This is a genomic window from Pseudoclavibacter sp. Z016 (assembly GCF_002931215.1).
GTDB lineage: Bacteria > Actinomycetota > Actinomycetes > Actinomycetales > Microbacteriaceae > Pseudoclavibacter.
Map to the genome: position 1 here is coordinate 48,173 of NZ_PSTU01000012.1, position 23,243 is coordinate 71,415.

Genomic DNA, 23,243 nt, shown 5'->3' on the forward strand with positions numbered 1-23,243 from the left:
TACGGGAGTGTGGACGTCACGTTACGTTCACGCGTCGGGAGACTGTGCACGCCCTGGGTCGCGCACGCGAGCTCGCGGGGCGAGCGTGGGCCCGGCGACGGCGCGCGCGTCCCTCACACCAGCGGGCGGTCGCGGCGGATGCGCCAGCGCACGTCGGCCAGCAGCAGCCGGTACACGAGGCCGGAGGCGGCGAGCGGGAGCACGCGCTCGATTCGCACGAAGGCGGCGCGCTGCCGCCGGAACCACGTCTCGTCGCCCGGCGTCCACCTGACGCGGAGCGCGCGCCGGAACTCGGGCGGCAGGAAGCCGACCGTGAGCCGCTGATGCCACGCCCGCATCCGCTCGGGAAGCACCGCCGCGGCGAATTCGAGCCTGGCGATGTCGAGCAGGTAGCTGCGCACCTCGTCATCGATGCGCAGCTTCGTGAGCTCGCCGCGCCAGTACTCCTCGAAAGCGGCGGTGCTGCCCGGCCAGGCGCTCGGCGGCATCTGCAGGGTGGTCCCGAAGACGCGCCCTTCGAGCAGGAAGCGCTCCGCGGACGCGCCGGCCTGCGAGCCTTCGACGAGCTCGAGCACATCGCGGGAGCCCACGAACAGGCAGGCCGCGACCCAGCGCTGCAGGTCGACGCGGAGGGCCGAGTACTCCTCGGTGGCTCGCGGGTCACGGTCGGAGCGCACCTTCGCGTGCTGCCGCGTGACCGCCCTGCGGTACGCGCGGCGCTCCTCCACGGTGCCGAGGACGGCCACGGCGAGGTAGCTGAGGGTAGTCCTGGTGCGCTTGATGGGGTGCACGTCGAGGCGCCCACTCGTGACGCGGCTGTGCGCGACCCCCTGACCGACGGCGGGGTTGGAGAGCTGCATGATGACGTTCGCGGCCCCCATGGCCAGGGCGAGCAGGCGTGAGCTGCGTGGGAGCTCGACGCACACGAGGTCATCGATGGAGGCGGCGGTCCACGTCTCCATCAGTCACTCCCCCGCTCGGGGGCTGCTGAAAAGGTCACGCGTCGTGAGAGGTCAGGCTCTTCGCGATGGCCTTCAGCTCGGTGCTGCTGCAGCCGGCGAGCGGCGATGCGCGCTTGAGCGCTGCGATCGCGAGCTTGCGCACCCGCTTGCCCTCGGTGGTCAGCGTCAGCACCCGCGAGCGTCGGTCATGCTCGCTCTCCCGGCGCTCGACGAGGCCGCGATCGACGAGGCGGTCGGAGACGAAGGTGAGGTTCGAGGCGTTGCAGTGCAGCTTGGTCGCGAGCTCTTTCATCGCGGGAGGCTGCGCGTCCGGATCGATCGCCCAGAGCGCCTGCGCGGTCGGGAAGGTGAGCCCGAGCGCTTCGAGTTCCCGCTCAGCAGCCACATTGGTGCTCTGCGCGGTTTCGTAGACGGCACGCATCGCCCGTTCCAGCGAATCCATATTCAGTACCTTACGCCACGGAAATATTTCAGCAATCGAAGCGTTGTACTCTGAGTCTCGAAACGTTCGAGGCTTGAAGGAGTGTGACGATGAAGACCTTCGCCATCACCGGTGCCACGCAGGGTGTCGGCTACTTCGCCGCGGAAGAGCTCGCACGCCGCGGCCACCACGTCGTGCTGCTCGGGCGCAGCATCGAGAAACTCAACACGGCCCTGATCTCCATCACCGAGCAGGTGCCGGATGCGAGCACGAGCCGCATCGTCCTCGACCTCACGTCGAGCGAGTCGATCGCGAGCGCGGCCGCTTCGCTGAGCTCCCGCGAGCGCCTCGACGGGGTGCTGCTGAACGCCGCGCACATGGCCCCGGGAACGCAGCGCGAGCACGATGCGGCCGGTCGCGAGCTCACGATGTCGACCAACCACCTCGGCCACTTCGAGTTCACGGCTCAGCTCATGGATGCGCTGGTCACCCCGAAGCCCGCAGCCCACGGCGATGCGGCGGAGATCAGCCGGGTTGTGGCCGTCGGCAGCCTCGCCACCCGCATCTACCCGTTCGACCTCGAGGACTGGCAGAGCACGCACCTGTACGAGCCGCGCCGCGCCTACGCCGCGTCGAAGCACGCGCTCGAGATGTTCACGTTCGAGCTCGACCGTCGCCTGCGAGCAGCCGGCGCCCCCGCGGAGGCGCTGGTCGTCGACCCGGGCATCCCCGTCAACGGGGCAACCCCGGTGCGCACGGGCGTGAACGAGCCGACCGCCTGGCAGCGCTTCGCGTCGCGCCTCGCCGGACCATTCGCGCACGGGAAGCATCGCGCTGCGGCCATCGCCGTGCACGCGCTGACGAGCGACACGGTCGCCGGTGGCGACTACCTCGGCCCGGCGCGCACCGTGCGCGGCGCCCCCGTGAAACTGGACAAGCCGACCACGCAGCGCGACCGCGAGCGGGCCGAGCGCCTGTGGCAGCTGAGCGAGGAATCGACCTCAGCGACGTTTCGCCTGAGCGAGACGGTCGCCTGAGCCTGAGCGAGGCGGTCACCTCGGCCTGAGCGGGACGTTCGCCAAGAAGAGCACGACAGTTCACACGATCATGGCGTCGCCAGTCCGGGCGAGGTGCTCGCGCAGCGTGAGCTCCGGCTCGCTCCGGCGCGCCCGCTGGTAGGCGGAGAACTGCACCTGTTGGCGGAGGGTCGTGCCGAGGCGGATGCTCGTGGCCCGCGAGCGCTCGGCGTCCCTGAGCTGCAGGGCATGCATGAGCACCTCGTTGGCTCGGTCCCCAGGCACGAACACGACCCCGTCCTCGTCGCCGAAGACGACGTCGCGCGTGCGCACGGTGTACTCCCCGAACTCCGCGGACGAGAACGTGCTGCGCCGACGCTCGTCGAGGCGCGCGGGACCTGCGGGCAGCGAACCCAGGCTGAACACCGGGAACCCTGCGCGGCGAACCTCGCGCGTGTCCCGATGCAGTCCCCAGATGGCGATGCCCGCGAGCCCTGCCGCCTTCGCCTCGAGCACGATGAGGCCGCCGACGCAGCTCTCGTCGGTGCGGCCCTGGTTGTCGACGACCAGCACGTCGCCGGGGTGCGCCCGATCCATGGCCTCGAGGAGGACGTCGACGCTGCCGAAGTGGCGAACGGGAAGGCAGCGTCCCGCGAGCCGCGGCGCGCCCTCCGACACGGGCCTCACCGCTGCGGGCCCGCAGCGCGCGGCTACCCCGGCCCGCACGCTCCCGTCGGCGACGTGCGCGGTCGAAAGCCCCGTCGCACCGGTCCACAATTGCGCGATCTCCTGCACAGACGACTCCCCTGAACCTCACTCGAGCACTCGTCGCCGAGTGCCTGAACGCCCCCACGTTCGGCGAGATCACGATACGACATCCGGAGTTGTGAAACACTCTCCACATGGACGCGCATGAGATTCGCAATGCCTACCTCGACTACCAGGAGCGACTCGGGCACGTCAGGATCGACAGAGCCCCGCTGATCCCCCGCGGCGACGGGTCGACGCTCTTCACCGGGAGTGGCATGCAGGCCCTTCTCCCCTACCTTCTCGGCGAAGACCACCCCGCCGGAACGCGCCTCACCGACAGCCAGCCCTGCGTGCGCGCGCAGGACATCGAGGACGTCGGCGACAACCGCCACACGACGTTCTTCGAGATGCTCGGCAACTGGAGCCTCGGCGACTACTTCAAGTCCGAGCAGATCCCCGCGTTCCTGTCGTTCCTCGTCGACGAGGTCGGCATCGACCCGAACCGTCTCTACGTGACCGCGTTCATCGGCGACGAGGCCGCGGGCATCCCCCGAGACGACGAGGCCGCCCGCATCTGGCAGGCGGCCTTCGCGGAGCGCGGCATCGAAGCCGGCATCGTCGAGATGGGGAGCCAGGCGGACGGCGACGCTCGCGGCGTGAACCCCGGCGAGCGCATCTTCTTCTACGACGGCGGCGAGAACTGGTGGTCGCGTGGCGGATCGCTCGAGGCGACCCCCATCGGAGACCCCTGCGGCCCCGACAGCGAGGTCTTCTACGACTTCGGACCGGAGAACCACGACCCCTCCTACGGTCGCGCGCACCCGGCGAGCGACAGCGGCCAGTTCATGGAGATCGGCAATCAGGTCTTCATGCAGTACCGGCGCGTCGAAGACGGCTCCTTCGTCGAGCTCGAACGACGCAACGTCGACTTCGGCGGTGGGCTCGAGCGCATCGCCGCGGCCGCGATCCACTCCCCCGACGTGTTCCGGATCTCGCTCCTGCGCCCGATCGTCGAGCAGATCGAGCAGCTGAGCGGCAAGAGCTACGAAGAGCACACGCTCTCGATGCGCATCATCGCCGACCACCTGCGCGGGGCGACGTTCCTGGCGGTCGACGGGGTCGTGCCGTCGAACAAGGAGCAGGGGTACGTCATGCGCCGCCTCGTGCGTCGCGCGATCCGCGAGGCCCTCATCCTCGGGATCTCCGAGAACTTCTTCGCGGAGCTCGTGCCGACGATCGCCGACCTCTACGTGGATGACTACCCGGAGGTGCGCGAGCGTCGCGAGGACGTCGTCGCGGTGCTCGTCAAGGAGGAGCGCTCGTTCCGCCGCACCCTCAAGGGCGGCCTCAAGGCGCTCGCCGCGTACAAGGGGTCGACGCTCACCGGCGCCGACGTGTTCCTGCTCTCCGACACGCACGGGTTCCCGCGTGAGCTGAGCGTCGAGGAAGCCAGACGACAGGGCATCGACGTCGATGTGGCCTGGGAGGCGGAGTTCCTGGAAGCCCTCGAGGAGCAGCGGGCCCGCTCACGCGGAGCCACGAAGCTCGGCGCGGCTGGACTCCCGCACCAGGAGCCTCAGGCCCCCAAGGGCCAGGGATGATGTTCCGCTGGCGTCGCAGAGCTCGGACAGCTTCCACGAGTCAGCAGACGAAGCCCAAGAAGAAGACGGGGCTGCCTCCGGTCATCTTCCCTGAGCTCTCCGAGGCCATCGACGACGGCCTGCTGCTGGCGATGCGCATCGTGCGACTCGACGTGAAGAACTCGATCATCAAGCGGACCGTCGGTGAGAAGGTGCCGTTCGCCGCCGCCGACTATCGCGAGGCGGCGAACGCCTCGCTCGACCGGGTGCTCAAGGAGCTGCGGTACTCGGCGGAGCGTGTGGCCGGGGTTCGGGACCGCGCGCGACCAGGCAGGTCGCTGAGCGCCCACGACTACCGGCACGCGGACATCGAGACGCTGAGCTTCCGCGAGCGGGCCTCGCAGGCGGTGAGCGAGCGCATCGAAGCGGACCGCGAGGACGAGGCGTTCATCGACGGGCTCATCGAGCAGGCGCGAGCTGACGCGTGGACCGAGATCTCAGCGCACATCGAGCACGAGCTGCTCGACCCGTGGTCGAAGGGCAGCCCGCGGATGCAGCTGCCGACCTCGCCAGAGGACGACCCGGAACGCGCCGATCGCTTCGACGACCTCGAGAAGGAGCTGCGGAAGCTCGCGCGCGAGGCGAAGATTCAGGAGCGACGCGAGTCCAAGCAGCGCGACCGCTCCTGACCTTGCTCCCCCCGGCGCTGCGGGCAGACGCTCTCGGCCGTCGGCGTCCGCACGCCGCTACTTGGCGAGGATCGTGTAGAGCGCCTTGCGGGCGTCGTCCAGGACCTTGGTGGCCTCCTGCTGCTGCTCCTCGGTCGCACCGAGGCGGAACTGCTGCATGACGCCCATGAACTGCATGGCGGATTCGCGCAGGCCGCTCGCGGACTCTGACATCCCGGCGACGCCGCGCCAGCCCTGCTCGAGCTCCTCGGCGTGCTCGGCCACGTAGGTGCGGCCCGATTCGCTCAGCTCGAAGACCGGCTTCTTCTCAGTGCCGCCCTGCTCGATGAGGTCTTCGTCGACGAGCTGCTGCAGTGTCGGGTAGACGGAGCCGGGGCTTGGGCGCCAGACGCCGTCGGTCTTCTCCGCGATGCCCTTGATGAGGCCGTAGCCGTTGGAGGGGCCTTCCGCGAGGAGGGAGAGGATGGCGGCGCGGACGTCGCCCTTGCCTGCCCGGCGGTGGCCGCGTGGGCCGAACTTCGGGCCGAAGCCTGGACCGTGACCGGCCCCCGGACCGAATCCTGGGCCGAATCCTCGTCCAGGGCCGAATCCGTGCGAGAAGCGACGGACGCGCTCGTCCTGTGCGGCCTCGTGGCCGAACCCGTGGCCCTGCTCGTGGGAGCGGCCTCGCTCTGCGTCGAACGGGTGGTGGTTGTGGGTGAAGTGCTTTCGCATGGTGAACCTTTCTGCCGGAGCTGCACCGTGCAACTCCGATAGCTCGACGATATATCGGAGAAGAGTCGCTGTCAAGCGATATATCGGAGAATGTTCGAGAGGTTCGGGAAGCGCTCAGCCACGCGCGTCGCGTCGCCTCCGGAGCTCGGGCATGACGCACTCGCTGAGCAACGGCGCGAGATCGGCCAGGTCAGCTCCAGGGGCCGGATACGCATCCACCCAGCGCAACTCCGCGATCTCGGCGCGAGCCCGTGGCGTCCCGCTCAGCTCTGCCAGGTACACCGTGCCGATGAGGTCGGTCGCCGCCTCGTTCGCGGCCGCGGTCGTCCACTCCCCGAGGAGCGTCACGTCGGCGTCGTCGAGCACGATCCCCACCTCCTCCTCGATCTCGCGAAGAGCCGCCGCCTTCGGCGACTCCCCCGGCTCGAGCTTCCCGCCGGGGAGCATGAACTTCGTCGTCCCGCGTTTGCGGACCGTGAGCACCTGCCCCTCGGAATCCTCGAAGCAGATGGCGGCGACAGTCAACACAGAAGCGGGCACGCACCAAGGATAGGTGCGTGCCCGCTGGCGCCGAAAGGAGGCGTCGCCGTTCCTGCCGCTACTGCCCGAGCTTGCCCACCGTGACCCGGACCGTCTGCTCCTGGCCGCCGCGCATGAGCACGGCTTCGACCTGCGTTCCCGGCTCGAGGGCACGGATCTGGGCCGTCAGGTCCGTCGAGCTGGAGACTCGGTGCCCACCGAACGAGGTGATCACGTCACCGGCCTGGATGCCGGCCTGCGCCGCGGGGCCCCCTGCGGTGAGCTGCGTCACGTAAGCCCCGGCCATGCTCGAGTCGGCCGCGGTCGGGTCGCTGACGCTCGCTCCGAGGAATCCGTGCGAGACGGCGCCGCTCGAGATGAGCTGCTCCGCCACCCGCTTCACGAGGTTCGAGGGCAGCGAGAAGCCGACGCCGATGTTGCCGGATGCGCTGCCGCTGCTGCTGCCGGCGCCAGCAATCGCCACGTTGATGCCGATAAGGGCACCGTCCTGGTTGACCAGCGCGCCACCCGAGTTGCCCGGGTTGATGGCGGCATCGGTCTGGATGACCGGGAGGGCGACGGAGGACGAGCCCTGGGTGCTCGTCTGACCCTCGGACGAGTTCGGGTCGCCGCGCCAGAAGTTGTACGGGCTGTCTTCCTGGGTGCCGTCAGACTGGACCTCCTCCGGAACCGCGGAGGAGCTGACGAGGATGCCACGGTCGAGCGCGCTCACGACGCCCTCGGTCACCGAGTCGGAGAGCCCGAGCGGAGCACCGATGGCCACGGCGACATCGCCCACATTGAGCGAGTCGGAGTCGGCGAACGTGATGGGGGTCAGCGACGTGTCCTCGACCTTGATGATCGCGAGATCGAGCACGGGGTCGCCGGCGACGAGGGTCGCAGGCAGCAGGCGGCCGTCGCTCGTCTGGACCGAGAGCTCGGCGTTGCCGGTTGCGCCGTCGATCGTCGCGACGTGGTTGTTCGTGACGATGTACCCGGAGCCGTCGACGACGACACCGGAGCCGCTCGCCCCCGTCTGACCGGAGGATGCGGAGATCGTGACGACGCTCGGCGAGGCCACCGCGGCGATGCTCGTCACGAGTGTCGCGTCCTGCGGGTTGTTGACCGTGATCGACTGCGAGCTGGACGAGCCCGCGGCCACCTGGGACGAGCCGAAGCCGCCGACGACGGCTCCGCCAACGCCGCCACCGACGACGCCGCCGACAAGGAGGCCCGCGGTGAGGAGGGCGACCGTGCCGAAGCGGCGTTTGCGGGGCTTCGGGGCCTGCGCCGTTGTCGGCGAACCTGCCGGGCCGAAGCTGTTCGACGGGTACTCGGCGCCCGCATAGTCCGGGGTCGAGTACTGGGGCGCCGAGTAGTCCTGGTACTGGGGCGCCTGGTAGCCGGCCGGCGCGTACTGGCCGGGCTGGTACGGGCCGGAGGAGTACTGCGGCGCGAAGGCGTGCGACTGCGAGGACGAGGAGGGCTGCTGAGCGGAGGACTCGAGGTGCGGCTTGGCGCCGTCCTGCGGGTTCGTTTCCGGGAAGGAGGGGGTGGACATGTGTGGTTCCTTTCGACACCACTGAGCATCCAACCCGGGGCTATGGCCTTCCTATGGCGAAGCTGTGGCTCAGCTTCGACCCGCGAGCGCGTGCACCCTGATCCGCACCCGCACCAGAGATCCGGGCGGGAGCACGGTGAGCGCAGCCGCCTTGATGCGCTCGGCGAGGCCTTCCAGGATCTGCGCCTGCGGAGCGGACGCCTCGACCCGCACCCGGACGGCCACGGTCGTGGCGTCGCCCGACGTGCCGACCTCCACGTGCAGCGATCCGAGATGGATGCTCGCGATGGGCAGCAGCTCCACCACCCCGGGGGCACCGATGGTAGCCGCCTCGACGGCTTCGGCGATACGCTCGCGGTCGATCATTCGGCGCTCCTCACGTCGGCGATGACGATGTCGATGCCGGTGACCTGCAGGGTCGTGTGGACGGCGAGCGCCTCGGCGATCGCCTCCCGCACGCGGTCGGCCAGCGGATGCAGCGGTCTCAAGCCCAGGACCGTGACGGAGACCGTGAGGTGCACGGGCGCACCTGGCTCCGTCACCTCGCCGTCGAGCACGCAGCGACCGATCAGGACGCCGTCCATGGCATCCCCCGTGCGTCGGACGATCTCGCGCACGACGCCCTCGCTCTGCGAGAACTCGTACTCGGGCTCGACCGAGGTGAGCGGAATCTCGCGGCCTGCACGAGCATCCATCGCGATGCCACGCAGCATCGACTGCAGCCACGCTCCGCTCGGCCCTGGTGTCGCTGCCGACTCGGCTTCGATGAGGTCGTGGGAGGCGCGTGTGACGCGTTCGAGGGCTTCGAGCGCTCGCTCGCACTCCGGGTCGCTCTCGATGTCGGCGTTGTAGGGCACGCGACCGGCTTCCAGATACTCGGAGAGCTGCGTGAGGGTGTACCCCGCCGCGCCGATGGTCGGTTCGTCGTCTTCGCTCATGCCCATTCCTCCATTCCCCGCAGCAGCGCGAGCCTGGCCCGCGACAGGGCCCCTCGCACCGTCGAGGTGTTCGTTTCGAGCTGTTCGGCGATCTCGGCGTAGGTGAAACCCGCCGTCTCCTTCAGGACCCAGCACTGCCGCTGGAGCTCGGGGAGCGTGCCGAGAATTCGGGATGCGGTATCGAGCTTTGCGTTCAGCTCGAGCTGGGCCGACGGCCCGAGCTCCTTCGCGGCGGGTGCCACGACGTCGTCGATGTCCTGCTCGAACTTCCTCTTCCTGAGCAGGTCGGTCGCCTTGCGAGCCGCGATCTGCACGAGCCAGGCGCGCACGGCACTGGGCTCGCGGAGGAGGTCGAGTCGCTTCCAGGCGACGATGCAGGCGTCCTGCACCGCATCTTCGGCGTCGGCGCGGGACGAGAGCAGTCGGATCGCGGTGGCGATCATGAGCCCCCAGTGGCGACGGATGAGCACCTCGAACGCGCGCTGGTCACCGTCTCTGGCGCGGGCGACGAGCAACGCGTCCGGCGCCTCGGCGAGGTCAGGCATGGCCCCTCCTTCGCGAAAGCCAGTGGGCCGGGCGGCTCCACTCGCGAGCAACCCTATGACACCGATCCTCGCCGCTTCCTGCCAATGCCTGGCACCCGGGGAGGCCGACGACGAAAGCGGCGAATTCGAGCGTCGACCATCGTGTTTCCAACAGGTAAACTCCACTCGCGCGCGCGTGCCCACGCGCGCTTGCAACAATCCTGGGGGAACTCCTTGAGCTTTTTCGAAAGCCTGATGCGCACGAAGAGCATCGAGGCATCACTTGCGGACTCGCACTCCGAGGGACGGTCGCTCAAGCGCTCCCTCGGCGTGTGGGACCTCGCCATCATGGGCGTCGCCGTTGCCGTCGGCGCCGGCATCTTCTCCGTCGGAGCTAAGGCGGCCGCCAACAACGCCGGCCCCTCGATCACGATCGGCTTCCTCCTGGCGGCGGTCACGTGCGGTCTCGCGATCATGGCGTACGCCGAGTTCGCGTCGTCGGTGCCCGTCGCCGGCTCCGCCTACACGTTCACGTACGCGACGCTCGGAGAGCTGCTCGCGTGGATCATCGGCTGGGACCTCATCCTCGAGATGCTCTCCGCCTCCGCCGTCATCGCCAGCTACTGGGGCGTGTACCTGCAGGAGGTCGTCAACATCTGGGGCTGGGACATCCCGCCGAAGCTCAGCATCTTCGGGCTCTTCGAGCTGAACTGGGCCGCGTTCTTCATCGTCGCCGTCCTCACGACGCTGCTCGCGCTCGGCACCAAGCTGTCCTCTCGCGTCAGCGCGGTCCTGACGATCCTGAAGGTCGCGACCGTGCTCTTCGTCATCGTCGTCGGCGCCTTCTTCGTCAACGTGAAGAACTACACGCCGTTCATCCCGCCGTCCCAGCCCGCGCAGGACTCGGGAGCGGATGCGTGGCACCAGTCGCTGTTCTCCTTCATGTCCGGTGCTGAGCCGAGCATGTACGGCGTCTTCGGCCTCCTCGCCGGCGCTTCCATCGTGTTCTTCGCGTTCATCGGGTTCGACGTCGTCGCGACGAGCGCGGAAGAGGTCAAGAACCCCAAGAAGAACCTGCCCCGCGGCATCTTCCTCGGCCTCGCCATCGTCACCGTGCTCTACCTCTCGGTGAGCCTCGTCATCACGGGCATGGTGTCCTACACCGACCTCGCGGCGTCCGAGACCCCGTCGCTCGCGACGGCATTCGTGCTCGTGGGGGCCGACTGGGCCGCGCAGATCATCTCGATCAGCATCCTCCTCGGCTTCACGACCGTCATCCTCGTGCTCCTCATGGGCCTCGCCCGAGTGCTGTTCTCGATGAGCCGCGACGGGCTGCTCCCCCGCTCGTGGAGCATCACGAGCGAGAAGCGCAAGACGCCGATCCGCCTGCAGATCGGCGTCGGCGTCGCGGTCGCGCTGCTCGCCGGGCTCACGAACGTCGACTGGCTCGAGGAGATGATCAACATCGGCACGCTCTCCGCGTTCGTGCTCGTGAGCCTCTCCATCCTCGTGCTGCGCAAGAAGTACCCGAACCGTGAGCTGGCCTACCGCATGCCGTGGTCGCCGTTCCTGCCGATCCTCTCGGCGGTGCTGTGCTTCTGGCTCATGCTCAACCTCTCGACGCTCACCTGGCTGCGCTTCGCCATCTGGCTCGTCATCGGCCTCGCGATCTACTTCCTCTACAGCCGCCGCAACTCGCGCCTCGGCAAGGAGCAGCACTCGCTCGCCGACAAGCTGGGCTCCGGAGAGCTGAAGTAGCCGGCCCTGCTCGCAGAGACGGCCCCCGTCCACCTTCCGGTGGACGGGGGCCGTCTCGCTGTGTGATGCGGCGTGGAGCTAGATCTGCGACAGCTCCTTGCGGTGCGGCACGATCGGGGGCTGCACGCCACCCAGTTGCTCGATGATGCGCACCACCTGGGTGGAGTAGCCGAACTCGTTGTCGTACCAGACGTAGAGCACGAGGTTCTTGCCCTCGGCGATGGTCGCGAGCCCATCGACGATGCCGGCCCGGGTCGTGCCCACGAAGTCCGTGGAGACGACCTCGCTCGACTCGATGTAGTCGATCTGCTGACGGAGGACGGAGCTGAGCGAGATCTGTCGGAGGAAGTCGTTCACCTCGCCGCGAGTCGTCGGACGCTCGAGCGTGAGGTTGAGCACGGCCATGGAGACGTCCGGCGTAGGGACGCGGATGGCGTTGCCGGTGAGCTTGCCCTCGAAGTGCGGGAGCGCCTTCGCGACCGCCTTCGCCGCGCCGGTCTCCGTGATGACCATGTTGAGTCCCGCGGCGCGTCCGCGGCGGTCTCCCTTGTGGAAGTTGTCGATGAGGTTCTGGTCGTTGGTGAACGAGTGCACCGTCTCGACGTGTCCGTGCACGACCCCGTATCGCTCGTCGATGACCTTGAGGACGGGCGTGATGGCGTTGGTCGTGCAGGATGCTGCCGAGAGAATTCGGTCGTCGTCCGTGATGCCGGCGTTGTTGATGCCGTAGACGATGTTCTTGAGCTTGCCCTTGCCCGGCGCCGTCAGCAGCACCCGACGCACGCCGGGGCTCTGCAGGTGCTGCGCGAGGCCCTCGGCGTCGCGCCAGCGGCCCGTGTTGTCGACGACGATGGCGTCCCGGATCCCGTACGAGGCGTAGTCCACGGTGGCCGGGTCGTTCGAGTAGATGACCTTGATGACGGTGCCGTTGGCCTGGATGGTCGAGGCTGCCTGGTCGACGGAGATCGACCCCGCGAAGGCGCCGTGCACGGAGTCGCGTCGCAGGAGGCTCGCCCGCTTCTCGAGGTCGTTGTCGCTGCCCTTGCGCACGACGATGGCCCGGAGGCGCAGCCCGCGTCCGGTGCCGGCGTGCGAGATGATGATGCGGGCGAGCAGGCGGCCGATGCGACCGAATCCGTAGAGGACGACGTCGGCGCCGGAGTCCGGCGAGCCGGTGCCGATGACCTCGAGGAGCTGATTCGCGAGGAAGGTGTCGAGGTCCTCGGCCTGGGCCGCGAATCGGGTCGCGAGCTCGCCGAGATCGATCGAGGCGGTGCCGAGGTCGAACTCCTGCAGCCGCTCGAGGATGGGCAGCGTCGCGTCCAGCGACAGCTCGACGTCGTTGATGCGGCGCGCGAAGCGGTGCGCCTTGATGATGTCGATCGCGGAGAGGTTGATGAGCCGGTGACCGTAGATGGAGGTCACGACGTTGCGGGTGCGGTAGAGGTTCCCGATGAGCGGGATCATCCGCTCGGCGATGCCGACTTTCTCCAGCCACTCGTGCTGCGTCTTCTCGGACTTTTCCATCATCGAATGGGACCCCTCAACGTCGAAAGTTCACGCCTGACAGCCAGGCTCACGAAAAATCCTACGGTTCTGCGCTGCCTGACGTGCGGGAATCCGGGTCAAGGGGCACGCCCGTATTCACGATGAGGAAAAAAGGGCCGAATTTGCCACGAGGGGCCCGTCCCGCGACTGCGGAACGGGCCCCTCGGCGCTAGCGGACTCGCTAGCTGCGCTTCGCCCGCTTCTCGCGGACACGCATGTTCGTGATGATCGGCGAGCCCTCGAAGCCATACACCTCGCGGAGTCGACGCTGGATGAAACGACGGTAGCCCGGGTCGAGGAAGCCGGTCGTGAAGAGCACGAATGTCGGCGGACGCGTCTGCGCCTGGGTGCCGAACAGGATGCGCGGCTGCTTGCCGCCACGCAGCGGGTGCGGGAACTCCGCCGTGAGCTCCGCGAGGAACGCGTTGAACTTGCCCGTGGGGATGCGCGTGTCCCACGAGTCGAGGGCCAGCTCGAGGGCCGGCACGAGCTTCTCGAGGTGGCGGCCGGTCTTCGCGGAGATGTTGACGCGCGGCGCCCAGGCGACGTGAGCGAGGTCGCGTTCGACCTCACGCTCAAGCTGCCAGCGACGTTCGTCGTCGAGCATGTCCCACTTGTTGAAGGCGAGCACGAGCGCGCGCCCGGATTCGAGCACCAGGTCGATGATGCGCAGGTCCTGCACGTTGACGGCCTCGGTCACGTCGAGGACGACGACGGCGACCTCGGCCTTCTCGAGGGCGGCCGTCGTGCGCAGCGAGGCGTAGAAGTCCGCACCCTGCTGCAGGTGCACCCGACGGCGGATGCCCGCCGTGTCGACGAAGCGCCAGATCTTGCCGCCAAGCTCGACCTGCTCGTCGACGGGGTCGCGAGTGGTGCCGGCGAGGGAGTTGACGACGACTCGCTCTTCGCCAGCGGCCTTGTTGAGGAGGCTCGACTTGCCGACGTTCGGTCGTCCCAGGATGGCGACGCGGCGGGGCCCGCCGATCTCCTCCTTCGCGACCTTGGAGACCTCGGGGAGGATCTCGATGACCTTGTCGAGGAGGTCGGCGACACCGCGTCCGTGGACTGCCGAGACCGGCCACGGCTCGCCGAGTCCGAGGCTCCACAGCTGGGCCGCGTTCGGCTCCTGGACGGCGTCGTCGACCTTGTTCGCGACGAGGATGACGGGCCGGTCCGTCTTGCGGAGCAGCTTCACGACGTGCTCGTCCGTGGCGGTGGGGCCGACGTTCGCGTCGACGACGAAGAGCACGGCGTCAGCGAGCTCGACGGCGATCTCCGCCTGCTGGGCGACCGACAGGTCGATGCCCTTCGCGTCGGGCTCCCACCCGCCGGTGTCGACGATCGTGTACCAGCGGTTGTTCCACTCGGCCTTGTACGAGACGCGGTCGCGGGTCACGCCTGGCGTGTCCTCCACGACGGCCTCGCGCCGGCCGATGATGCGGTTGACGAGCGCGCTCTTGCCGACGTTGGGTCGGCCGACGACCGCGAGCACGGGAAGCGCTGGCAGGTACGTGATGGCGTCGCCGTCCTCGGAGGCGCCGAGGAGCACCTCGAGGTCGTCTTCCTCGAGCTCGTAGTCGTCGAGGCTCTGGCGCAGCGCGTTGGTGCGCTGCTCGACGACGGATTCGTCGAGCCCCTCCAGGCGCGAGACGAGCTCCTCGCCTCCTGCTGCGTCGAACTCGTCTGAGGCCTGTGTGGCCTCGTCGTTGTTCCCTTGGTCGTCAGTCATCGTGACTCCTTCGTGTTGTCGTGTCTGACAGCGCGCTCGGGGCGGCTGCCAGCGACGGTGCTGTCGTCTGGTGCGAACCGGGCGCCGAGGCGACGATTCGCAGGAATTCCTCGACCGACTGCTCGAAATCGAGCCTCGTCGTGTCGAGCACCGTGACGCCGTCGGCGGCCTCGGTGAAGTTGGTGACCTTGGCGTCGCGGGCATCGCGCGCCGAGACGGACTCGGCCACGGCGGAGGCCGCCTCGCCTGCCTTCTCGCCGGCCCTGCGTGCGATGCGAACGGCCTCGTCCGCGGTCATGAGGATGCGCACGGGCGCATCCGTGGCCACGACCGTCGTGATGTCCCGGCCTTCGGCGATGATGCCGGCAGCTGCCGTCTCGGCCATGGTGCTCCGGAAGAGCGCCGTGAGGGCCGCACGGGCTTCTGGCACCCGGGATACTCGCCAGACCTCGCCGGAGATGGCGGTGTCGCGGATGTGCTCCGAGACATCGGTCTCGCCAACGCGAACCCAGCGCTCGTCCGGGCTCTGCGAGATGCGGTACTCGGCGATGAAGGTGGGAAGCAGGGCGACGATGGTCGCGGCGTCGTCGAGGTCGCAGCCCCGCTCGATGGCGAACCAGGTGAGCGCGCGGTACGCGGCGCCCGTGTCGAGGTAGCCGAAGCGGAGGCGCCTCGCGCTCTCGCGGCACACGCTGGACTTGCCCGACCCGGCGGGGCCGTCGACGGCGACGACAAGGGGGGCGACCGCGAGGGAGGCGGCGAGCGGAGAGGCGGGCGCGCTCATGCGGCGATCCTCCACCCTCGCTGCTCGAGCTCTTCGACGAGCTTCGCCGTGGCCGATGGCACGACGGAGATGACGACGAGACCCACGTTCGATGCCTGCGCGTGTTCCATCCGGAAGTCCTCGACGTTGACCTGCGCGTCGCCCACATCGCCCATGAGGCGTGCGAGCTGGCCTGGCTTGTCGTCGATCATGACCGTGACGGAGTCGAACTCGCGTCGCGAGGAGCCGTGCTTGCCTGGCAGGCGCGCGACGCCGGCGTTGCCGGTCGCGAGCTGTTCCGCGATGATGCGCCCGGAGCCGCGCTCCTGGCTGCGCTCGAGCGCTCCGGCGACCTTGTCGAGATCGGCCTGCAGCTTGCGGAGCACCACAGCAGTCGGAGCCGCGTTCGCGGTGAGGATCTGGGTCCACAGGACGGGGTCGCTCGAGGCGATCCTCGTGAGGTCTCTCAGCCCCTGGCCCGCGAGCGCGGTCGCGCCGTCCTCGTCGTCGACGAGGCGGGAGGCGAGCAGCGTGGAGACCAGCTGGGGGACGTGGGAGACGAGCGCAACGGCACGGTCGTGGTCGTGGGCCGTCATCGCGACGGGAGTCGCGCCGAGGTCGAGCGCGAGGCCCTCGACCTCCTGCAGTGCGAAGACGCTCGTCTGCTCGTGATGCGCGATGACCCACGGGCGTCCGACGAAGAGATCGGCGCGGCCCGAGAGCGGCCCGCCCGTCTCGCGGCCGGCCATGGGGTGCGAGCCGAGGTACCGGCTGATGTCGGCTCCTCGAGCGATGAGCTCGGCCAGCGGCGCCGACTTCACGCTCGCGACGTCGGTCACGATGGCGTCCGGCCAGCGCTCGAGCTCGGCCGCGACGACCTGCCCCGTCACGTCAGGCGGCACGCAGACCACGACGATGCGGGGTGGCTCTCCCCCGGCAGCATCCGCTGCGGGGGTTCCCGCGCCGTAGTCGACCGCGAGCTGCAGCACCGACGGAGAGATGTCGTCGAGCTGGACGTCGACGCCGAGCCTCCGGAGCCCGTGACCGACACTCGTGCCGAGCAGCCCGGCACCGACCACCCGCACCGGGGAGTTGGTTCGAGTTGGCGTCATCGACGACCTTTCGACTTGGCAGACGGCGTCTGCCGCGCGGTTCTCCCCTGCTTCGCCCCGCGCTCGGGGGCTGCTGACTGCGCGGGGGCGCCGCTCTCGCGCTGCTCACCGGCTCGCCGGGCGAGCTTCAGGATGCGGCCGAGTTCCAGTGTAGTGAACTCGCGCATCTCCCCCTCGCGCAGCGTGCCGAGGTTCAACGGCCCGAAGCTCCGGCGCACGAGCGCGCTGACGGGGTGTCCGACCTCTTCGAGCATGCGACGCACGATGCGGTTGCGGCCGGAGTGCAGCACGATCTCGACGAGCGAGGCCGTGTGACTCGGCTGATCGGCGAGCAGCCTCGCGCTGTCGGCCTTGATGAAGCCGTCCTCGAGCTCGAATCCCTGGCGAAGGCGCTGCAGGGCCTTCGCGGACACGCGTCCCTCGACGCGGGCGATGTACGTCTTCTCCACGCCGAAGGACGGGTGCGCGAGCACGTGCGCGAGTTCCCCGTCGTTCGTGAGGATCAGCAGGCCGCTCGTGTCGATGTCGAGCCTGCCGACGTTGTAGACCCGCTCCTCGAATTCGCTCGTGAACTCGCGAAGGTCAGGGCGGCCCTGCTCGTCGCGCATCGTCGAGACGACCCCGGTGGGCTTGTTCAGGAGGACGTAGCGCTTGCTCGGGTCGAGCTGGATGGGGGTGCCATCCACCGCGACCTCGTCACGGTCCGGGAAGACGCGGCTGCCGAGCTCGGTCACGACGACCCCGTTGACCTCGATGCGTCCCTGCGTGATGTACTGCTCGCAGACACGACGGGAGGCGACGCCTGCCGCCGCGAGCGCCTTCTGCAGACGGACGCCGTCGTTGCGCTCTTCCACCGGAGCGACCTCGCGGCCGGGCAGCGGGATGTCGGCGAAGTCGTCCATCGAGTAGCCGCCTTCAGGTCGCGCCTGCGCAGCCTGGCGGAGCGCCGCGGCTTCGTCGGCGGTGCGGTCGGCGTCGCTGTGGCGCGGTGCGCGCCCTCGCTGATCACTCATGGAATCCGTCCTGTCCTTCGTCGAGCAGAGGTGAAATCTTTGGCAGCTCGTCGAGCGAGTTGAGTCCCAGGTGCACCAGAAGCGCCTGGGTCGTGACGTAGCGAATGGCCCCGGTCACGTCGTCGTGGCCGTCTTCTGCGATAAGGCCACGTGCTACCAGAGTACGCACCACCGAGTCGACGTTCACAGCGCGGACCTGCGCCACCTGCGAACGGGTGATGGGCTGACGGTAGGCGATGACGGCGAGCGTCTCGAGCGCGGCCTGCGAGAGCCTCGACGGCTGGCGGGTGAGCACGAAGTCGGCGACGATGTCGTCGAGCGTCTCGCGCACGTAGAGCCGCCATCCCCCGCCCACCTCGCGCAGCTCGAAGCCGCGCTCCGGCCCGCCGAGGTCGCCGTTGTAGTCGGCGACGAGCCGGCCGATGGATGCTCGGACGTCGGAGACGGGGCGGCTGACCGCGCCGGCGATGGTCACGAGCGACAGCGGCTCATCGGCGACGAAGAGGATCGCCTCGACGGCGCGGTCGAGCTCGACGCTTGGCTGCTCGCCCGGATCGGAGGGCTGCTCGGTCGCGGTGAGGTCAGTCATCGTCGTCTCCGAGGCTCGAGAGCTGCGCCGCATCCCAGTCCTGCGCGTCCCACTGCACGATGAGCTCGCCGAGCGGGGTCTCCTGCTCGAAGCTCAACGCGGCCCTGCGGTACAGCTCCAGGAGGGCCAGGAAGCGGGCGATGACCACACCGCGAGCGCTGGCGTCAGCGACGAGCTCCCGGAAGGTGCGCGGTTCGCCGTCCTGGAGGACCGCGACGAGGATGCGGGCCTGCTCCCGGATGCTCACCTTGGGGGCGTGGAGGTGGGTGAGGCCGACGGTCGGGATCTCTCGTGGCGCGAGCGCGAGCGCAGCGAGCGCAGCGAAGTCGGCGGCGGACAGCGTCCAGACGAGCTCCGGGATGCGCTCTCGGAACTTCGCCTCCAGGGGCACGGCACGAGTCGTACGCTGCCCCTCGACGCCGAGCGCCGCCGCGAACCATGCGGAGACCTCCTTGAACGCCTTGTACTGCAGGAGGCGCGCGAACAGGAGGTCTCGTGCCTCGAGGATCGCCACGTCCTCCGCATCCACGTACTCGCCCTGCGGAAGCAGGCTGACGATCTTCATGTCGAGCAGCGTTGCCGCGACGACGATGAACTCGCTCGCCCGATCGAGCTCCTCCGGCGTCGACAGGTCGTTCAGGTACCCGATGAACTCGCTCGTGACGCGGCTGAGCGACACCTCGGTGATGTCCATCTCGTGCTTCGAGATGAGCGTCAGCAGGAGATCGAACGGGCCCTCGAAGTTGCTGAGGGAGACACGGAAGTCCGCGTCCGGGGCCGCCTCGATGTCGGCGGCGGCCGAGCTCCCCTGCCTGGCCGGGGTGGCCCGTGCGGTCAGCGTGCTAGGCGACGGCGCCACGTTCGACCAACTCGCGCGCGAGCTGGTGGTAGGCCTTCGCCGCGGTGTGCTCTGGAGCGAAACTGACGATGGGCACGCCGGCGACGGAGGCGTCGGGGAACTTCACCGTGCGGCCGATCACCGTGTCGAAGACGCGGTCGCCGAACGCCTCGTAGACGCGGTCGAGCACCTCGCGAGAGTGAAGGGTGCGGCCGTCGTACATGGTAGGCAGGATGCCGTCGAGCTCGAGCGAGGGGTTGAGGCGGTCGCGCACCTTGTCGACGGTCTCGACGAGCAGCGCGACGCCGCGGAGCGCGAAGTACTCGCACTCGAGCGGGATGATCACGCCGTGGCTCGCGGTGAGCGCGTTGACCGTGAGGAGTCCGAGGGAGGGCTGGCAGTCGACGATGATGACGTCGTACTCGCTCGAGACCTTGCGCAGCACACTCGCGAGGATCTGCTCGCGCGCGACCTCGGTGACGAGGTGCACCTCCGCCGCCGAGAGGTCGATGTTCGCGGGCATCACGTCGAGGCCCGGGAAGGCCGTCGGCTGGATGACCTCGTGCGGGTCCTTGACCGTGCCGATGAGCAGGTCGTAGACCGTCGGGGCGTCGTAGGTGCGAATGCCGAGGCCGGCGCTCAGCGCCCCCTGCGGGTCGAAGTCGACGGCGAGCACACGGCGGCCGTAGAGCGCGAGCGAGGCGCCGAGGTTGATGCTCGTCGTGGTCTTCCCGACGCCACCCTTCTGGTTGCACATCGAGATGATGCGCGCAGGGCCGTGGTCGTCGAGTTCCTCTGGCACGTCGAAGTGGTTATAGAGTCGCGTCGACACCGCGCTTGCGCTGCGGGGAGTGGATTCGATGGTCTCTTCGCTCATGACCTCTGCATCCTATCCCCGGCCTGGCCTCCGCCGAGGGTGGCGCGCGGATGGCTCGTCGCGTAGACGTCCCGGAGCGTGTCGGCCGTCACGAGCGTGTAGATCTGCGTCGTCGAGACGGAGGCATGGCCGAGGAGCTCCTGCACGACACGCACGTCCGCCCCACCCTCGAGCAGGTGCGTCGCGAACGAGTGGCGGAGGGTGTGCGGGGAGACGCGCCCGGCGAGGTCCGCCCGCGCTGCGATCGCGTCGAGCAGGTTGAAGGCGCTCTGCCGGGAGAGCCGCGCACCGCGCGTGCCGAGGAACAGCGCCGGGGTTGCGCTCCCCCGCGAGGAGAGCTCCCGTCTCGCTCGGACGAGGTAGCGGTCGAGGGCTCGCTGCGCGAAGCTGCCGACCGGCACGATGCGCTGCTTGTTGCCCTTGCCCCGCACCCGGAGGATGCCGGGCTCGAGCAGGTCATCGACGTTGAGGTCGACGAGTTCGGAGATGCGCGCGCCGCTCGCGTAGAGGAGCTCGACGAGCGCGGTGTCGCGCATCGCCTCGAGCGTCTCGCCGTCTGCTGCCTGCAGCAGCCGCTCCACCTCGGCCACGGTGAGCGCCTTCGGGAGCCGGGACGGCAGCTTCGGCGCGCGCACCCGCGCGGTGGCGTCCACGTCGAGCACGCCCTCGTCGAGCAGGAACCGGTGGAAGCCGCGCACCGAGGACAGCGTCCTCGAGATGGAGGAGGCGGCCAGCTGCTCGCCGTCGCGCAGGTGCGCGAGGAAGGCGGTGACGTCCTCGGGCTTCGCGGCCGCGACCGGGCCGCGGTCACCCTGCTCGAGCCAGTCGAGGTACTTGACGAGGTCTCGCCGGTAGGCCCCGAGGCTGTTGGCGGAGAGGCCGCGCTCGATCGTCAGATGCCTGAGGTAGGTGTCGAGGCGGGCCGCGTCCGACGTGGCCTGGCCCGGATCCGCGGCCATGCGCTGGCCGACTACTCTGGGCGCCCCGGCGAGCGGGTCGGCCAGGCCGCGTCCGCGGGTCGGAGCGTCGAGAAGGAGCGTTCCTTCGCGAGGTGGAGCGCCATGACACCCGAGACGACGAACGGGTTCTGCACGGAGCCGTCGAGGACGGCCTCGAGCGCGTCGGGAAGCGCAACCCAGCGCTGCTCGAGCTCCGCCTCCTCACCGGTGCGATCGAACGCCTCCGGAGTGGCCGAGAGACCGCGGGCGAGGTAGACGCGCACGTTCTCGCTGCTGCCCCCCGGCGAGGTGTACTGGTCGAGCAGCACGTCCCAGCGGTCCGCGAGCAGGTCGACCTCCTCGCCGAGCTCGCGCTTCGCGGCGTCGAGCGGGTCCTCGCCGGGCGCGTCGAGGAGTCCTGCCGGCAGCTCCCAGTCGCGCCGCCCGACCGGGTGACGGTACTGGCGGATGAAGAGGATGCGGTCGGCGTCGTCGAGCACGAGCACTGCGACCGCGCCCGTGTGCGACATGAACTCCCGCGTCAGCACCTCTCCGCCGAAACGGAACCGCTCGCGGACGATGTCCCAGACGGCGCCGCGGAAGACGACGCTCGACTCGAGCACCGTGTCTTCCGCGACCGCGTCGGCGAAAGGCCCCGATTCAGCGGACGAGGTCACTGCTGGACCTGGTCCACGTCCTGCACGCTCTCCTCGACGTCGACGAGGCGACCGGAGCGCTGACGCTCGAGGCCGGCGGCGACGAGGCCGGAGAACAGCGGGTGCGCGTTGTTGGGGCGCGACTTGAGCTCGGGGTGCGCCTGTGTGGCCACGTAGAACGGGTGCACCTCGCGCGGCAGCTCGACGTACTCGACGAGCGTGCCGTCCGGTGAGAGTCCCGAGAAGTGGAGGCCCGCATCCGAGATCTGATCGCGGTACGCGTTGTTCACCTCGTAGCGGTGACGGTGGCGCTCCTCGACGAGGGTCGAGCCGTAGAGCTCGGCGATGATGGAGCCCTCGTCGAGGGCTGCCGGGTAGGACCCGAGGCGCATCGTGCCGCCGAGGTCGCCGGTCTCGATGATGTCGACCTGCTCGGCCATGGTCGCGATGACGGGGTTCGGCGTCTCCGGGTCGAACTCGGACGAGCTCGCGTCGCTGATGCCGACGACGTTGCGCGCGTACTCGATGACCATGCACTGCATGCCGAGGCACAGCCCGAGCGTGGGGATGCCGTTGTCGCGAGCGAAGCGCAGGGCGCCGAGCTTGCCCTCGATGCCGCGGATGCCGAAGCCGCCTGGCACGCAGATCGCGTCGACGTCGCTCAGCTGTGCTGCGGAGCCCTCTGCCGTCTCGCACTCGTCGGATGGGATCCAGCGCAGCTTGACGCGCGTCTGGTTCGCGAAGCCGCCGGCCCGCAGCGCCTCGGTCACGGACAGGTAGGCGTCGGGGAGGTCGATGTACTTGCCGACCAGGCCGACCGTGATCTGATGCTTGGGCTGGTGGACGACCTCGAGCAGGCGCTCCCAGGCGCTCCACTCGATGGGTTCGGCGGGGAGCTTGAGCTGCTCGATGATGTACTCGTCGAGCCCCTGATCGCGCAGGACGCGGGGGATGTCGTAGATCGACGGCAGGTCGATGGTGTTCACGACGGCGCGCTCCGGCACGTCGCACATGAGGGCGATCTTGCGCTTGTTGCTCTCGGTCACGGGGCGGTCGCTGCGCAGCACGAGCGCGTCCGGCTGGATCCCCGCGGAGCGGAGAGCCGCGACCGAATGCTGGGTCGGCTTGGTCTTCTGCTCGCCTGAGGCTCCCATGAACGGGACGAGCGAGACGTGCACGAAGAACACGTTGTCGCGTCCGAGCTCGTGGCGCAGCTGGCGGGCCGACTCGATGAAGGGCTGCGACTCGATGTCGCCGATCGTGCCGCCGACCTCGGTGATGATGACGTCGGGGCGAGGCTCCTCGCTGGCCTGGAGGCGCATGCGTCGCTTGATCTCGTCGGTGATGTGCGGGATCACCTGGACCGTGTCGCCCAGGTACTCGCCGCGGCGCTCCTTGGCGATGACGCTCGAGTAGATCTGCCCGGTCGTGACGTTGGCCGACTGCGCGAGGTCGACGTCGAGGAAGCGCTCATAGTGGCCGATGTCGAGGTCGGTCTCAGCCCCATCGTTGGTGACGAACACCTCGCCGTGCTGGAACGGGTTCATGGTGCCCGGGTCGACGTTGAGGTACGGGTCGAGCTTCTGCATGACGACGCGCAGGCCTCGGGCCCTGAGGAGGTTGCCCAAGCTGGCAGCGGTCAGGCCCTTGCCGAGAGAGGAGACCACGCCCCCGGTCACATAGATCTGCTTGACAACGGCCTGGTCGTTTCCCGCAACTGGGATATCTGCGCTAGTCACGGAATTCCA

The 23,243-nt window shown here is 69.0% G+C and carries 24 protein-coding genes; 4 read left to right on the forward strand and 20 right to left on the reverse strand.

Annotation, left to right across the window (positions count from 1 at the left end):
• Window positions 1-113 precede the first annotated feature (113 nt).
• Both C5B99_RS11665 and C5B99_RS11670 read right to left on the reverse strand, forming a co-directional pair.
• Window positions 114-962, reverse strand: coding sequence for an oxygenase MpaB family protein (locus C5B99_RS11665; protein WP_104242243.1), 849 nt, complete (start codon window positions 960-962; stop codon window positions 114-116).
• A gap of 34 nt (window positions 963-996) precedes the next feature.
• Window positions 997-1,404, reverse strand: coding sequence for a MarR family winged helix-turn-helix transcriptional regulator (locus tag C5B99_RS11670; RefSeq protein ID WP_104242245.1), 408 nt, complete (start codon window positions 1,402-1,404; stop codon window positions 997-999).
• An 89-nt stretch (window positions 1,405-1,493) separates the two neighbouring features.
• Here C5B99_RS11670 and C5B99_RS11675 point away from each other — a divergent pair, with 89 nt between their 5' ends.
• Entirely contained in the window at window positions 1,494-2,420 is a 927-nt protein-coding gene (locus tag C5B99_RS11675) for an SDR family NAD(P)-dependent oxidoreductase (protein ID WP_104242247.1), read from the forward strand.
• A gap of 60 nt (window positions 2,421-2,480) precedes the next feature.
• Here C5B99_RS11675 and C5B99_RS11680 read toward each other — a convergent pair whose 3' ends face one another.
• A complete protein-coding gene (locus tag C5B99_RS11680; RefSeq protein WP_219819646.1) occupies window positions 2,481-3,194 on the reverse strand; it encodes an RraA family protein in 714 nt (237 codons plus the stop codon).
• Between the two features lie 107 nt (window positions 3,195-3,301).
• Here C5B99_RS11680 and C5B99_RS11685 point away from each other — a divergent pair, with 107 nt between their 5' ends.
• Together C5B99_RS11685 and C5B99_RS11690 are read left to right on the forward strand one after the other, a co-directional pair.
• Window positions 3,302-4,750 carry an alanine--tRNA ligase-related protein gene (locus C5B99_RS11685; RefSeq protein ID WP_104242249.1) on the forward strand — a complete coding sequence of 483 codons (1,449 nt, stop codon included), beginning with the start codon at window positions 3,302-3,304 and terminating at the stop codon, window positions 4,748-4,750.
• Entirely contained in the window at window positions 4,747-5,418 is a 672-nt protein-coding gene (locus tag C5B99_RS11690) for a hypothetical protein (RefSeq protein WP_104308685.1), read from the forward strand. Before C5B99_RS11685 ends, C5B99_RS11690 begins: the two co-directional genes overlap by 4 nt.
• 57 nt (window positions 5,419-5,475) lie before the next feature.
• Here C5B99_RS11690 and C5B99_RS11695 read toward each other — a convergent pair whose 3' ends face one another.
• The 6 genes from C5B99_RS11695 to C5B99_RS11720 form a co-directional block, all read right to left on the reverse strand.
• The gene (locus C5B99_RS11695) at window positions 5,476-6,132 is read right to left on the reverse strand and encodes a PadR family transcriptional regulator (RefSeq protein WP_104242253.1); all 657 of its coding nucleotides are present in this window, start codon (window positions 6,130-6,132) and stop codon (window positions 5,476-5,478) included.
• A 114-nt stretch (window positions 6,133-6,246) separates the two neighbouring features.
• Window positions 6,247-6,672 carry an NUDIX domain-containing protein gene (locus C5B99_RS11700; protein WP_219819647.1) on the reverse strand — a complete coding sequence of 142 codons (426 nt, stop codon included), beginning with the start codon at window positions 6,670-6,672 and terminating at the stop codon, window positions 6,247-6,249.
• A 58-nt stretch (window positions 6,673-6,730) separates the two neighbouring features.
• Window positions 6,731-8,212, reverse strand: coding sequence for a S1C family serine protease (locus C5B99_RS11705; RefSeq protein ID WP_104242257.1), 1,482 nt, complete (start codon window positions 8,210-8,212; stop codon window positions 6,731-6,733).
• Window positions 8,213-8,281: 69 nt separating this feature from the next.
• Window positions 8,282-8,578 carry a hypothetical protein gene (locus tag C5B99_RS11710; RefSeq protein ID WP_104242259.1) on the reverse strand — a complete coding sequence of 99 codons (297 nt, stop codon included), beginning with the start codon at window positions 8,576-8,578 and terminating at the stop codon, window positions 8,282-8,284.
• A complete protein-coding gene (locus C5B99_RS11715) occupies window positions 8,575-9,150 on the reverse strand; it encodes a hypothetical protein (RefSeq protein ID WP_146081993.1) in 576 nt (191 codons plus the stop codon). The genes C5B99_RS11710 and C5B99_RS11715 overlap by 4 nt, the downstream gene beginning before the upstream one ends.
• Window positions 9,147-9,695, reverse strand: coding sequence for an RNA polymerase sigma factor (locus C5B99_RS11720; RefSeq protein ID WP_104242263.1), 549 nt, complete (start codon window positions 9,693-9,695; stop codon window positions 9,147-9,149). The genes C5B99_RS11715 and C5B99_RS11720 overlap by 4 nt, the downstream gene beginning before the upstream one ends.
• 234 nt (window positions 9,696-9,929) lie before the next feature.
• On the opposite strand from C5B99_RS11720, the gene C5B99_RS11725 reads away from it, so the two are divergent.
• Window positions 9,930-11,432 (forward strand): APC family permease, encoded by a 1,503-nt coding sequence (locus tag C5B99_RS11725; protein ID WP_104242265.1) that lies wholly within the window; start codon window positions 9,930-9,932, stop codon window positions 11,430-11,432.
• Window positions 11,433-11,510: 78 nt separating this feature from the next.
• Here C5B99_RS11725 and C5B99_RS11730 read toward each other — a convergent pair whose 3' ends face one another.
• From C5B99_RS11730 to C5B99_RS11780, 11 genes are all read right to left on the reverse strand, one after another.
• Complete coding sequence (locus tag C5B99_RS11730) at window positions 11,511-12,962, reverse strand: glyceraldehyde-3-phosphate dehydrogenase (RefSeq protein ID WP_104242267.1); 1,452 nt, start codon at window positions 12,960-12,962, stop codon at window positions 11,511-11,513.
• 199 nt (window positions 12,963-13,161) lie between these two features.
• On the reverse strand, window positions 13,162-14,709 hold the full coding sequence (der, locus tag C5B99_RS11735) for a ribosome biogenesis GTPase Der (RefSeq protein WP_104242269.1): 1,548 nt from the start codon (window positions 14,707-14,709) through the stop codon (window positions 13,162-13,164).
• Entirely contained in the window at window positions 14,702-15,493 is a 792-nt protein-coding gene (cmk, locus tag C5B99_RS11740; protein WP_104242306.1) for a (d)CMP kinase, read from the reverse strand. The genes der and cmk overlap by 8 nt, the downstream gene beginning before the upstream one ends.
• The gene (locus tag C5B99_RS11745; RefSeq protein ID WP_104242271.1) at window positions 15,490-16,584 is read right to left on the reverse strand and encodes a prephenate dehydrogenase; all 1,095 of its coding nucleotides are present in this window, start codon (window positions 16,582-16,584) and stop codon (window positions 15,490-15,492) included. The genes cmk and C5B99_RS11745 overlap by 4 nt, the downstream gene beginning before the upstream one ends.
• The gene (locus C5B99_RS11750) at window positions 16,581-17,486 is read right to left on the reverse strand and encodes a pseudouridine synthase (protein ID WP_104242308.1); all 906 of its coding nucleotides are present in this window, start codon (window positions 17,484-17,486) and stop codon (window positions 16,581-16,583) included. Before C5B99_RS11750 ends, C5B99_RS11745 begins: the two co-directional genes overlap by 4 nt.
• 103 nt (window positions 17,487-17,589) lie before the next feature.
• Window positions 17,590-18,186 (reverse strand): SMC-Scp complex subunit ScpB, encoded by a 597-nt coding sequence (gene scpB / locus C5B99_RS11755; RefSeq protein WP_104242273.1) that lies wholly within the window; start codon window positions 18,184-18,186, stop codon window positions 17,590-17,592.
• Window positions 18,179-19,045: a segregation and condensation protein A gene (locus tag C5B99_RS11760; RefSeq protein WP_374953469.1), complete on the reverse strand. Its 867-nt coding sequence runs from the start codon at window positions 19,043-19,045 to the stop codon at window positions 18,179-18,181. The genes scpB and C5B99_RS11760 overlap by 8 nt, the downstream gene beginning before the upstream one ends.
• Entirely contained in the window at window positions 19,029-19,901 is an 873-nt protein-coding gene (locus C5B99_RS11765) for a ParA family protein (RefSeq protein ID WP_104242275.1), read from the reverse strand. Before C5B99_RS11765 ends, C5B99_RS11760 begins: the two co-directional genes overlap by 17 nt.
• Window positions 19,898-20,860, reverse strand: a complete 963-nt coding sequence (gene xerD / locus C5B99_RS11770; RefSeq protein ID WP_104242277.1) for a site-specific tyrosine recombinase XerD — start codon at window positions 20,858-20,860, stop codon at window positions 19,898-19,900. Before xerD ends, C5B99_RS11765 begins: the two co-directional genes overlap by 4 nt.
• A gap of 11 nt (window positions 20,861-20,871) precedes the next feature.
• Window positions 20,872-21,516 carry an NUDIX hydrolase gene (locus C5B99_RS11775; RefSeq protein ID WP_104242279.1) on the reverse strand — a complete coding sequence of 215 codons (645 nt, stop codon included), beginning with the start codon at window positions 21,514-21,516 and terminating at the stop codon, window positions 20,872-20,874.
• Window positions 21,513-23,234: a CTP synthase gene (locus C5B99_RS11780; RefSeq protein WP_258063201.1), complete on the reverse strand. Its 1,722-nt coding sequence runs from the start codon at window positions 23,232-23,234 to the stop codon at window positions 21,513-21,515. The genes C5B99_RS11775 and C5B99_RS11780 overlap by 4 nt, the downstream gene beginning before the upstream one ends.
• Window positions 23,235-23,243: the final 9 nt, after the last annotated feature.

Coding starts and splice junctions, on each gene's coding strand:
- C5B99_RS11665 (WP_104242243.1), bottom strand. CDS start 962: ATGGAGACGTGGACCGCCGCCTCCATCGATGACCTCGTGTGCGTCGAG.
- C5B99_RS11670 (WP_104242245.1), bottom strand. CDS start 1,404: ATGGATTCGCTGGAACGGGCGATGCGTGCCGTCTACGAAACCGCGCAG.
- C5B99_RS11675 (WP_104242247.1), top strand. CDS start 1,494: ATGAAGACCTTCGCCATCACCGGTGCCACGCAGGGTGTCGGCTACTTC.
- C5B99_RS11685 (WP_104242249.1), top strand. CDS start 3,302: ATGGACGCGCATGAGATTCGCAATGCCTACCTCGACTACCAGGAGCGA.
- C5B99_RS11690 (WP_104308685.1), top strand. CDS start 4,747: ATGATGTTCCGCTGGCGTCGCAGAGCTCGGACAGCTTCCACGAGTCAG.
- C5B99_RS11695 (WP_104242253.1), bottom strand. CDS start 6,132: ATGCGAAAGCACTTCACCCACAACCACCACCCGTTCGACGCAGAGCGA.
- C5B99_RS11705 (WP_104242257.1), bottom strand. CDS start 8,212: ATGTCCACCCCCTCCTTCCCGGAAACGAACCCGCAGGACGGCGCCAAG.
- C5B99_RS11710 (WP_104242259.1), bottom strand. CDS start 8,578: ATGATCGACCGCGAGCGTATCGCCGAAGCCGTCGAGGCGGCTACCATC.
- C5B99_RS11715 (WP_146081993.1), bottom strand. CDS start 9,150: ATGAGCGAAGACGACGAACCGACCATCGGCGCGGCGGGGTACACCCTC.
- C5B99_RS11720 (WP_104242263.1), bottom strand. CDS start 9,695: ATGCCTGACCTCGCCGAGGCGCCGGACGCGTTGCTCGTCGCCCGCGCC.
- C5B99_RS11725 (WP_104242265.1), top strand. CDS start 9,930: ATGCGCACGAAGAGCATCGAGGCATCACTTGCGGACTCGCACTCCGAG.
- C5B99_RS11730 (WP_104242267.1), bottom strand. CDS start 12,962: ATGATGGAAAAGTCCGAGAAGACGCAGCACGAGTGGCTGGAGAAAGTC.
- der (WP_104242269.1), bottom strand. CDS start 14,709: ATGACTGACGACCAAGGGAACAACGACGAGGCCACACAGGCCTCAGAC.
- cmk (WP_104242306.1), bottom strand. CDS start 15,493: ATGAGCGCGCCCGCCTCTCCGCTCGCCGCCTCCCTCGCGGTCGCCCCC.
- C5B99_RS11745 (WP_104242271.1), bottom strand. CDS start 16,584: ATGACGCCAACTCGAACCAACTCCCCGGTGCGGGTGGTCGGTGCCGGG.
- C5B99_RS11750 (WP_104242308.1), bottom strand. CDS start 17,486: ATGGACGACTTCGCCGACATCCCGCTGCCCGGCCGCGAGGTCGCTCCG.
- scpB (WP_104242273.1), bottom strand. CDS start 18,186: ATGACTGACCTCACCGCGACCGAGCAGCCCTCCGATCCGGGCGAGCAG.
- C5B99_RS11765 (WP_104242275.1), bottom strand. CDS start 19,901: ATGAGCGAAGAGACCATCGAATCCACTCCCCGCAGCGCAAGCGCGGTG.
- xerD (WP_104242277.1), bottom strand. CDS start 20,860: ATGGCCGCGGATCCGGGCCAGGCCACGTCGGACGCGGCCCGCCTCGAC.